We start from the raw sequence: 9,114 nt of genomic DNA, 5'->3' as shown, positions 1-9,114 counted from the left end.
GCACAAGGCCGGGCGCGGCCAGCGCCCCGAGCAGGGCGCCGCCCAGGACGCGTCGACTGAGTCCGTCTGCCGTCATCACGCTCCTCCCCGGGCGGATGGTGGCATGGAAACCGGCGGTCCGCGAGCCGGTAGCCCGTTTCTGTCCGAAGCTTCATATAAGGATATCCTTATATGTTCATTGCCCCTGATCGGCCGGCGGGCTATAGCGGCGCCCGATCCCAGACGCGCCAGCGGTTTTCCAGAGGCTTTCATGACCGACTACATCGTCCGCGACCTGTCGCTCGCCGCCTACGGCGAGAAGGAAATCGCCATCGCCGAGACCGAAATGCCGGGCCTGATGGCGCTGCGGGCGGAATACGGCGCGGCGAAACCGCTGAAGGGCGCGCGGATCGCGGGCTCGCTGCACATGACCATCCAGACGGCGGTGCTGATCCAGACGCTGGAGGCGCTGGGCGCCGAGGTGCGCTGGGCCTCGTGCAACATCTTCTCGACCCAGGACCACGCCGCGGCCGCCATCGCCGCCAACGGCACGCCGGTGTTCGCGGTCAAGGGCGAGACCTTGGTCGAGTACTGGGATTACGCCCACAGGATCTTTGAATGGGCGGACGGCGGCTATCCGAACCTGATCCTCGACGACGGTGGCGACGCCACCCTGCTGTGCGTGCTCGGACCCAAGGCGGAGAAGGACCCCTCGGTCCTGAACAATCCGCAGAACGAGGAGGAGGAGGCCCTCTACGCGGTGATGAAGCGGTATCTGAAGGAGAAGCCCGGCTTCTATTCGGCCATCCGCGACGCCATCGGCGGCGTCTCCGAAGAGACCACCACCGGCGTGCACCGCCTCTACCAGATGGCCGAGCGGGGCGAGCTGCCGTTCCCCGCCATCAACGTCAACGACAGCGTCACCAAGTCCAAGTTCGACAACCTCTACGGCTGCCGGGAATCGCTCGTCGACGCCATCCGCCGCGGCACCGACGTTATGCTGTCCGGCAAGGTCGCCGTGGTCTGCGGCTACGGTGATGTCGGCAAGGGCTCGGCCGCCTCGCTGCGCCAGGGCGGAGCCCGGGTGGTGGTCACCGAGATCGATCCGATCTGCGCCCTGCAGGCCGCCATGGAAGGCTATGAGGTCCAGACCCTCGAGGACGTCGCCGGCAAGGCCGACATCTTCGTCACCGCCACGGGCAACAAGGACGTCATCACCGTCGACCACATGCGGGCGATGAAGAACAACGCCATCGTCTGCAACATCGGCCACTTCGACTCGGAGATTCAGGTCGCAGGCCTGAAGAACTTCAAGTGGGACGAGATCAAGCCGCAGGTCCACCACATCGAGTTTCCGGACGGCAAGAAGATCATCCTGCTGTCGGAAGGCCGTCTGGTGAACCTCGGCAACGCCACCGGCCATCCGTCCTTCGTGATGAGCGCCAGCTTTACCAACCAGACGCTGGCCCAGATCGAGCTGTGGACCAACAAGGCGCAGTACCAGAACCAGGTCTACGTCCTGCCCAAGCATCTCGACGAGAAGGTCGCCCGACTGCACCTCGACAAGCTGGGCGCGAAGCTGACGACGCTGAAACCCGAGCAGGCGGATTATATCTCCGTGCCGGTCCAGGGCCCGTTCAAGCCGGACCACTACCGCTACTGACCCCCGCGCCCTAGGATAGGGCCATGACCGTCTTCGACATCCTCATCCTGATCGCCATCGCCGCGGTGGCGATCACCCTCGCCTTCGGCCTCCGCTCGCTCTACCAGACCGGGCCGGAGGCGCGCTCGCGCTCCAACAGGCTGATGCGGCTCCGCGTCGCGCTCCAGGCGCTGGCCATCGCGCTGCTGGTCGCCGGCATGTGGTGGAAATCCACCTACGGAGCCTGACCGGATGGTGGTGCTCAACCGCATCTATACGAAGACCGGCGACGGCGGCGAGACGCGGCTGGCGTCCGGCGCCCCGGTGTCCAAGACCGATCCCCGGGTCGAGGCCTACGGGTCGGTCGACGAACTGAACGCGGTGCTCGGCGTGGCCCGGCTGCACGCCGGCCAGCACGACCGCATCGACGCCATGCTGGGCCGGATCCAGAACGAGCTGTTCGACCTCGGCGCCGACCTCGCCACCCCGCACGAACCGCCGCCCAGATGGGAGGCCCTGCGCATCCTCGACGGCCAGGTCGAGCGGCTGGAGCAGGAGATCGACTGGATGAACGGGAGCCTGACGGCCCTCGACAGCTTCATCCTGCCGGGCGGCTCTGCCCTCTCGGCCCACCTGCATCTCGCCCGCACCGTCTGCCGCCGGGCCGAGCGGGACGCCGTCCGCGCGCGGGAAGCCGGGTGCGTGCTTTCGCCGGTGGCGATCCGCTACCTGAACCGCCTGTCGGACCATCTGTTCGTCGCCGCCCGCCGCGCCAACGCCGACGGCGCCGGCGACGTCAAATGGGCTCCTGGCGCGACCCGCTGAGGGACTAGCGGCCCGCGAGGGCCGCGCGCTCCCGCTCCACCTCGGCGTTCCGCGCGTCCCTGGCGGCGGCCAGCCGGTCCTCGAGCTCGACCAGTTCGCGGTTGCGCAGGTTCGAGGCCTCCGCCCGGCTCAGGCCCTTCAGCTCGCTGATTTTCTCGGCCACGGAGATCGGCCGGGCGCAGACCGCGCCCTCGGCATCCCACCAGCCGCCGCCCGCCTCGCAGCGGTCCTCCGGCGCCACCACCAGCGCCTGATAGGCGAACACACCGACCAGCAGCACGGCGAAGGTGGCCAGGAACAGCACGCTCAATCGCTTCATGGTCATCAGGCGGTGCATCGATGGTCTCCGTGGGCGCGCGGCCCGGTTGACGCGGCGTTACGTTGACAGGCCGGGACAGGCGTTCCATTCCCTGCCCGCACATTCCGGCGATCTCATGGACAGCGCAATGAAGGTACTCGTCCCCGTCAAACGGGTGATCGACTCCAACGTCAAGGCCCGCGTCAAGGCGGACCAGACCGGCGTCGATCTGGCCAACGTCAAGATGAGCATGAACCCGTTCGACGAAATCGCCGTCGAGGAGGCCGTGCGCATGAAGGAAGGCAAGGAGCACCACGCCGCCGGCACGGCCGACGAGATCGTGGTCGTCTCCATCGGCGCGACCCAGGCCCAGGAGACCATCCGCACCGCCCTGGCCATGGGCGCCGACCGCGGCCTGCTGATCCAGTCCGACGCCGACCTCGAGCCGCTGGCCGTCGCCAAGCTGCTCAAGGCCGTGGTCGACGAGGAGAAGCCCGACCTCGTCCTGATGGGCAAGCAGTCGATCGACGGCGACAACAACGCCGTCGGCCAGATGCTCGCCGCCCTGCTCGACTGGCCCCAGGCCACCTTCGCCGCCCGGATCGAGATCGCCGGCGGCAAGGCCACGGTGACCCGCGAGGTCGATGGCGGCATCCAGACGCTGGCCGCGACCCTGCCGGCCGTGGTCACCGTCGATCTGCGCCTCAACACCCCGCGCTACGCCTCCCTGCCCAACATCATGAAGGCCAAGAAGAAGGAGATCGCCGTCAAGGCGGTCGCCGACTACGGCGTCGACACGGCGCCGCGCCTCAAGGTCCTGAAGGTCGCCGAGCCGCCCAGGCGCGGCGGCGGCGTCAAGGTCACCGACGCGGCCGATCTGGTCGCCAAACTCAAGACCGCGGGGGTGCTGTAATGGCCGTTCTCGTCATCGCCGACCACGACGGCTCGACCGTCCGCGAGACCACCCACAAGACGGTGACCGCCGCCGCCGCCATCGGGGGCGACGTCGACATCCTCGTCGTCGGCCAGGGGGCGAAGGCCGCCGCCGACAGCGCCGCGAAAATCGCCGGCGTGCGCAAGGTCCTGCTGGCCGAGTCCGTCGCCCTCGGCCACCATCTGGCCGAGGCGGTCGAGGCTGTGGTCGTCGGCCTCGCCGGCGGCTACGACGCCGTCCTGTCGCCCGCCAGCATGGACGGCAAGAACTTCATGCCGCGCATCGCCGCGAAGCTGGACGTCGCCCCGATCTCCGACATCGTCGAGGTGGTCTCGGCCGATACCTTCGTCCGCCCGATCTACGCCGGCAACGCGCTGGAGACGATCCAGTCGTCCGACGCGAAGAAGGTCATCACCGTGCGCCCGACCGGCTTCGCCGCCGCCGCCGGGGGCGGTTCGGCCAGGGTCGAGAGCATCCCGGGCGCCGACGCCGGCAAGTCGGCCTTCGTCAGCGAGGAGATGGTCAAGTCCGACCGCCCCGAGCTGGGCGCCGCGAAGATCGTCGTCTCCGGCGGCCGGGCCCTCGGCTCGGCGGAAGAGTTCCACGCCGTCATGGACCCGCTGGCCGACCGGCTCGGCGCCGCCGTGGGGGCCTCGCGCGCCGCCGTCGACGCCGGCTACGCCCCCAACGACTACCAGGTCGGCCAGACCGGCAAGGTCGTCGCCCCGGCCCTCTACATCGCCATCGGCATCTCGGGCGCCATCCAGCACCTCGCCGGCATGAAGGACTCCAGGGTCATCGTCGCCATCAACAAGGACGCCGACGCCCCGATCTTCCAGATCGCCGACTTCGGCTGGGTCGCCGACTACAAGACCGCCGTGCCGGAACTGATGAAGGCGCTGGGGTAGGCTTCGGCCACAAACCCGGTCGAGACGGGCGCGGCGCCTTCGGGCCCGCGCCCTTTTTCATCACACGCTCGCGGCCAGGGCAGCCAGCAGCGCGTCCAGCTGTTCGAACTGCTCGGGCATCCCTTCCTCGGCCCCGTGGCCGGCGTCGAGGGCCTCCTTCGAGGGATAGAGTTCGTGGACGGTCAGGAGCGTCCTGCCGTCCCTCTCCTCGAAGGTCACCGTGGTCACGGGGCCGTCCTCGCCTTCCTCGTTCGTCCAGACGAGGCGCGAGGGCGGCTGCACGTCGAGGTACCGGCCGACGAACGCCATCGACTCCGAGCCGTCGTGCCCGAACTCGAGGCGGTAGGTTCCCCCGACCCGAACGTCCATTTCGCAGGACCGCAGGGGCACGCCGATCGACTTCGGCGCCCACCACCGCTTCATCAGCTCGGGCCTGGTCCACGCCTCGAACACGATGCGGGCGGGGGCGTTGAAGATGCGCGTAACGACGAGCTCGCGCCCGGACGTCCGTTCGATGGTGGTGGGGTTAGTCATCGGTCTTCTCCTTGCGTTTCAACTCCTCGACCACCCCGTCCAGCGCGTCGAAACGCGCGGCCCAGAGCTGGCGGTACGTCTCGATCCAGGCCGCCTCTTCCTCGAGCCGGCGCAGGCCGAGCCGGCAGGTCCGCACCCGCCCGACCTTTTCCGTCGTGACCAGACCGGCCTGCTCCAGGACCCCGACGTGCTTCTTCATGCCCGTGAGGGTCATGTGGAACCGGTCGGCGAGCTCCGTGATCGAGGCGTCCGAGCGCCCGAGCTGCTCCAGAACGCCCCGACGGGTGGCGTCGGAGAGGGCGGAGAAGGAGTCACTGAGGCGAGATGTCGAATACTGAACCATTTGGTACAGTGTTAGCGCCCCGATCGCCGACACGCAAGGGCGGTCGAGCGGTCCGGGGCGCGGCGTTGAAATACCGCGCCCGATCTGCTCTCCCGTCCCCATGGCCAGTCTCGCCGTCCGCCTCACGCCCGGCGCCGCCGCCGACCGCATCGACGGCTGGGGGACGGACGCCGACGGCCGGCCCGTCCTCAAGGTCCGCGTCCGCGCCCGCCCGGTCGGGGGCGAGGCCAATGACGCCCTTGTCCGCCTGCTGGCGAAGACCCTCGGCGTCGGCCGTTCGGCGGTGACCATCGATCGGGGCGGGCAGTCGAGGACGAAAATGGTCCGGATCGACGGATTGTCGAACGATGAGATGCGGACCCGTATTACGGGATTGTAATGTTTCCGCCTTTGACGGATCGCGGCCAAGCCTCTTGTAATCCCCCCTCGTTCTGCGCCGCCGGCGCATCAGGGGAGCGTCCGATGACCGTCAACCGCCTGCGGGGCCCCAGCCTCGCCGCCCTCGCCTGCGTCCTCGCCGGCGTCCTGGCCCTGTCCGCCTGCGCCACCACCGGCGATGACGCCGCGCCCGCCGCGGACGGTTCGTCCGACGCCGAAGCGGCCGAGCCGCTGGCCCGCGGCCTCGACGTCGCGGCCAATCCCGACCCCTTCCCCTCGACCTATCGCGGCCTGCCCCGCGAAAACATGGCCATCGTGGGGGGCGTGGTGTTCACCGGCGCCGGCCAGCGCATCGACAACGGCGTGGTCATCGTCACCGACGGCCGCGTCGCCGCCGTCGGCGGGGCCTCGACCCCGATCCCGGCCGGCCACCGCCGCATCGACGCCCAGGGCCGCTTCGTCACCCCCGGCATCATCGACACCCACAGCCACCTCGGCGTCTATCCCTCGCCCGGCGTGCAGGGCATGAGCGACGGCAACGAGGCCACCAGCCCGAACACCGCCCAGGTGTGGGCCGAGCATTCGATCTGGCCGCAGGACCCCGGCTTCAACGCCGCCCGCGCCGGCGGGGTCACCACCCTCCAGATCCTGCCCGGCTCGGCCAATCTGTTCGGCGGCCGCGGCGTCACCGTCCGCAACATCCCCTCGGTGACCATGCAGGGCATGAAGTTCCCGGGCGCCCCCTACGGCCTGAAGATGGCCTGCGGGGAGAACCCCAGCCGCGTCTACGGCGGCCGCAACACTTCCCCGGCCACCGGCATGGGCAATGTCGCCGGCTACCGCGCCGCCTTCATCGCCGCCCGCGAGTACAAGGCCAAGTGGGACAAGTGGCGCGAGGACGGCGAGGGCTCGCCCCCGACCCGCAACCTCCAGCTCGAGACCCTGGCCGGCGTGCTCGACGGCTCCGTCCTGGTCCAGAACCACTGCTACCGCGCCGACGAGATGGCGGTGATGATCGATATCGCCAAAGAGTTCGGCTACCGCATCACCGCCTTCCACCACGCGGTCGAGGCCTACAAGGTCGCGCCCCTGCTGGCCCGCGAGGGCATCTGCGCCGACATGTGGACCGGCTGGTGGGGCTTCAAGATGGAGGCGCTCGACGCGGTCGAGGCCAACGCCGCCCTCGTCGACGCGCCGGAAGGCTCCTGCGCCGTCATCCATTCCGACGACGCCGAACTGACCCAGCGCCTCAACCAGGAAGCCGCCGCGGCCCTCGCCGCCGGCCGCCGCATCGGCATGAACATCCCCGAGGAGCGCGCCATCGCCTGGGTCACGCTCAACCCGGCCCGGTCGCTCGGCATCGCCGACCAGACCGGCTCGCTCGAGGCCGGCAAGCGCGCCGACGTGGTGATCTGGAGCGCCAATCCGTTCAGCGTCTACGCCCGCGCCGACCAGGTCTTCATCGACGGCGGCCTCGCCTTCGACCGCTTCAACCCCGCCTATCAGCCGGTCTCCGACTTCGAGCTGGGCCAGCCCGGCTACGGCGTCTCCGCCGCCAACGTCACCCAGGGAGCCCGCTGATGCGCCTCAGGACCCTCATCCTCGCGGCCGTTTCGGCGGCCGCCCTGGCCTCGCCCGTCCTGGCCCAGGAGCTGACCGCCATCACCGGCGGCCGCGTCCTGACCGGGACCTCCGTGATCGAGAACGGCACCGTGGTGATCCAGAACGGCCGGGTCGTCTCGGTCGGGACCGGCGCCGCCCCCTCGGGCGCCCGCGTCATCGACGCCCGCGGCAAGGTCGTCGCCCCCGGCTTCGTGGCGGTCGACAGCGGCCTCGGCGGCTCGGAGATCTCGTCGGTCGGCGGCTCGGACGACCTGACCAACGGGGCCAACAGCATCAGCGCCTCGTTCGACGTCTCATACGGACTCGATCCGTGGTCCTTCACCCTGCCGGTGGCCCGCCTCGGCGGCATCACCCGCGCCATCGTGGTCCCGAGCCATCCGGGCGGCGGGGGCGGCGGCCACGCCCATGACGACAGCGATTTCGCCGGCGTCGGCGACGGCGGCTACCAGTCGCCCAGCCTGTTCGCCGGACAGGCCGCCATCATCCATCTGGCCGAGGGGACCGACATCCTCGTCAAGCCGCGCGTGGCCATGGTCGCCCCGTTCGGCGAGGCCGGGGCCGGAGTCGCCGGCGGCGCGCGCGGGGCCGAGTTCGTCCAGTTCAGGGAGACCCTCGCCGAGGTCCGCCTCTACGCCCGCAACCGCGCCGCCTACGACCGCGCCGGCCTGCGCGACCTCAGCCTGTCGCGGGCCGACCTCGAGGCGCTGATCCCCGTCGCCAACGGCGACATGCCGCTGATCGTCACCGTGCGCCGCGCCGCCGACATCCAGCAGGTGCTGCGCCTCGCCCGCGAGGAAGGCGTGAAGATCATCCTCGACGGGGCCGAGGAGGGCTGGCTGGTCGCCGACCAGATCGCCGCCGCCGGCGTCCCCGTTCTGCTCAATCCGATCTCCAACCTGCCCGGCAGCATCGAGACCCGGGCGACGCGCATGCAGAACGCCGCCGTGCTCGACGCCGCTGGCGTGACCATCGCCATCAAGGGCAATGAGGGCTCGATCCATCGCGCCCGCGAGACCCGCTACAACGCCGGCAACGCCGTCTCGCACGGCCTGTCCTACGAGTCCGCGATCGAGGCGATCACCGTCAATCCGGCGAGGATCTTCGGCATGGCCGGCCAGTTCGGCGAACTGCGCGCCGGCGCCGCCGCCGACGTGGTGGTGTGGTCCGGCGACCCGCTGGAGCCGCTCAGCCTCGCCGAAACCATCTTCGTCAACGGCCAGGAACAGGCCCCGACCAGCCGCCAGTTCCTGCTGCGCGACCGCTACGCCGGCGGCGGCGAAGGCGCCATGCCCCCGGCGTACAGCCGGTAGGGAAGGCGAACCGCAACCCACCTCCCGTTCGCGTCGGGCGAATGGGCGAAGAACGGGCCGACGCCCGCGCCGCCCCCTCCGTGCGGCCCGCTGATCGCGGCTTGGCCACCGCCCCACGGGTGGGGAGGTGAAACCCCAGCCTCACCTCCCCATCGCAGATGGGGAGGGGGACCGCCGGAACGGCGGTGGAGGGGGCGACGCCGGCCGGAAGTGATGAGCAAACAGCTTGTCGACGCCCGCGCCGCCCCCTCCGTCCGGCCCGCTGATCGCGGCCCGGCCACCTCCCCACGGGGTGGGGAGGTGAAACCCGTCCTCACCTCCCCATCGCAGATGGGGAGGG

The 9,114-nt window shown here is 70.1% G+C and carries 11 protein-coding genes; 8 read left to right on the top strand and 3 right to left on the bottom strand.

All coding sequences use genetic code 11. From position 1 onward, the window contains the following. Positions 1-250 precede the first annotated feature (250 nt). Genes ahcY through VEB62_RS04015 form a run of 3 tightly spaced genes read left to right on the top strand, consistent with a single transcriptional unit; the run spans position 251 to position 2,446 of the window. Positions 251-1,642 carry an adenosylhomocysteinase gene (gene ahcY / locus VEB62_RS04025; protein WP_324795707.1) on the top strand — a complete coding sequence of 464 codons (1,392 nt, stop codon included), beginning with the start codon at positions 251-253 and terminating at the stop codon, positions 1,640-1,642. 23 nt (positions 1,643-1,665) lie between these two features. Beyond that, a complete protein-coding gene (locus tag VEB62_RS04020) occupies positions 1,666-1,869 on the top strand; it encodes a twin transmembrane helix small protein (protein WP_324795705.1) in 204 nt (67 codons plus the stop codon). A 4-nt stretch (positions 1,870-1,873) separates the two neighbouring features. Beyond that, the gene (locus VEB62_RS04015; protein WP_324795702.1) at positions 1,874-2,446 is read left to right on the top strand and encodes a cob(I)yrinic acid a,c-diamide adenosyltransferase; all 573 of its coding nucleotides are present in this window, start codon (positions 1,874-1,876) and stop codon (positions 2,444-2,446) included. A 4-nt stretch (positions 2,447-2,450) separates the two neighbouring features. Here the strand turns inward: VEB62_RS04015 and VEB62_RS04010 are convergent, their stop codons facing one another. Continuing rightward, positions 2,451-2,783 (bottom strand): hypothetical protein, encoded by a 333-nt coding sequence (locus VEB62_RS04010; RefSeq protein ID WP_324795699.1) that lies wholly within the window; start codon positions 2,781-2,783, stop codon positions 2,451-2,453. A 109-nt stretch (positions 2,784-2,892) separates the two neighbouring features. On the opposite strand from VEB62_RS04010, the gene VEB62_RS04005 reads away from it, so the two are divergent. After that, complete coding sequence (locus tag VEB62_RS04005; protein WP_324795696.1) at positions 2,893-3,657, top strand: electron transfer flavoprotein subunit beta/FixA family protein; 765 nt, start codon at positions 2,893-2,895, stop codon at positions 3,655-3,657. Beyond that, on the top strand, positions 3,657-4,586 hold the full coding sequence (locus tag VEB62_RS04000) for an electron transfer flavoprotein subunit alpha/FixB family protein (RefSeq protein WP_324795693.1): 930 nt from the start codon (positions 3,657-3,659) through the stop codon (positions 4,584-4,586). The genes VEB62_RS04005 and VEB62_RS04000 overlap by 1 nt, the downstream gene beginning before the upstream one ends. 60 nt (positions 4,587-4,646) lie before the next feature. On the opposite strand, the gene VEB62_RS03995 is transcribed toward VEB62_RS04000, so the two are convergent. Beyond that, positions 4,647-5,120: an SRPBCC family protein gene (locus tag VEB62_RS03995; protein WP_324795690.1), complete on the bottom strand. Its 474-nt coding sequence runs from the start codon at positions 5,118-5,120 to the stop codon at positions 4,647-4,649. Beyond that, positions 5,113-5,463, bottom strand: a complete 351-nt coding sequence (locus VEB62_RS03990; RefSeq protein WP_324795688.1) for an ArsR/SmtB family transcription factor — start codon at positions 5,461-5,463, stop codon at positions 5,113-5,115. Before VEB62_RS03990 ends, VEB62_RS03995 begins: the two co-directional genes overlap by 8 nt. A 100-nt stretch (positions 5,464-5,563) precedes the next feature. Here VEB62_RS03990 and VEB62_RS03985 point away from each other — a divergent pair, with 100 nt between their 5' ends. The 3 genes from VEB62_RS03985 to VEB62_RS03975 all read left to right on the top strand — a co-directional run bounded on the left by VEB62_RS03985 (position 5,564) and on the right by VEB62_RS03975 (position 8,774). Beyond that, entirely contained in the window at positions 5,564-5,842 is a 279-nt protein-coding gene (locus VEB62_RS03985; RefSeq protein ID WP_324795686.1) for a DUF167 domain-containing protein, read from the top strand. 83 nt (positions 5,843-5,925) lie between these two features. Next, complete coding sequence (locus tag VEB62_RS03980) at positions 5,926-7,422, top strand: amidohydrolase (protein WP_324795683.1); 1,497 nt, start codon at positions 5,926-5,928, stop codon at positions 7,420-7,422. Beyond that, positions 7,422-8,774 carry an amidohydrolase family protein gene (locus VEB62_RS03975; RefSeq protein WP_324795680.1) on the top strand — a complete coding sequence of 451 codons (1,353 nt, stop codon included), beginning with the start codon at positions 7,422-7,424 and terminating at the stop codon, positions 8,772-8,774. The genes VEB62_RS03980 and VEB62_RS03975 overlap by 1 nt, the downstream gene beginning before the upstream one ends. The last annotated feature ends 340 nt before the right edge of the window (positions 8,775-9,114 follow it).

The organism is Brevundimonas sp. (assembly GCF_035626975.1).
In the GTDB taxonomy this organism is placed as follows: domain Bacteria; phylum Pseudomonadota; class Alphaproteobacteria; order Caulobacterales; family Caulobacteraceae; genus Brevundimonas.
The sequence above is the reverse complement of the archived record's forward strand: the minus strand, read 5'-3'. Positions and strand labels throughout refer to the sequence as shown.

Excerpts from the sequence above, each read along its gene's own strand:
- ahcY (WP_324795707.1), top strand. The coding sequence starts at position 251 with ATGACCGACTACATCGTCCGCGACCTGTCGCTCGCCGCCTACGGCGAG.
- VEB62_RS04020 (WP_324795705.1), top strand. The coding sequence starts at position 1,666 with ATGACCGTCTTCGACATCCTCATCCTGATCGCCATCGCCGCGGTGGCG.
- VEB62_RS04015 (WP_324795702.1), top strand. The coding sequence starts at position 1,874 with ATGGTGGTGCTCAACCGCATCTATACGAAGACCGGCGACGGCGGCGAG.
- VEB62_RS04010 (WP_324795699.1), bottom strand. The coding sequence starts at position 2,783 with ATGCACCGCCTGATGACCATGAAGCGATTGAGCGTGCTGTTCCTGGCC.
- VEB62_RS04005 (WP_324795696.1), top strand. The coding sequence starts at position 2,893 with ATGAAGGTACTCGTCCCCGTCAAACGGGTGATCGACTCCAACGTCAAG.
- VEB62_RS04000 (WP_324795693.1), top strand. The coding sequence starts at position 3,657 with ATGGCCGTTCTCGTCATCGCCGACCACGACGGCTCGACCGTCCGCGAG.
- VEB62_RS03995 (WP_324795690.1), bottom strand. The coding sequence starts at position 5,120 with ATGACTAACCCCACCACCATCGAACGGACGTCCGGGCGCGAGCTCGTC.
- VEB62_RS03990 (WP_324795688.1), bottom strand. The coding sequence starts at position 5,463 with ATGGTTCAGTATTCGACATCTCGCCTCAGTGACTCCTTCTCCGCCCTC.
- VEB62_RS03985 (WP_324795686.1), top strand. The coding sequence starts at position 5,564 with ATGGCCAGTCTCGCCGTCCGCCTCACGCCCGGCGCCGCCGCCGACCGC.
- VEB62_RS03980 (WP_324795683.1), top strand. The coding sequence starts at position 5,926 with ATGACCGTCAACCGCCTGCGGGGCCCCAGCCTCGCCGCCCTCGCCTGC.
- VEB62_RS03975 (WP_324795680.1), top strand. The coding sequence starts at position 7,422 with ATGCGCCTCAGGACCCTCATCCTCGCGGCCGTTTCGGCGGCCGCCCTG.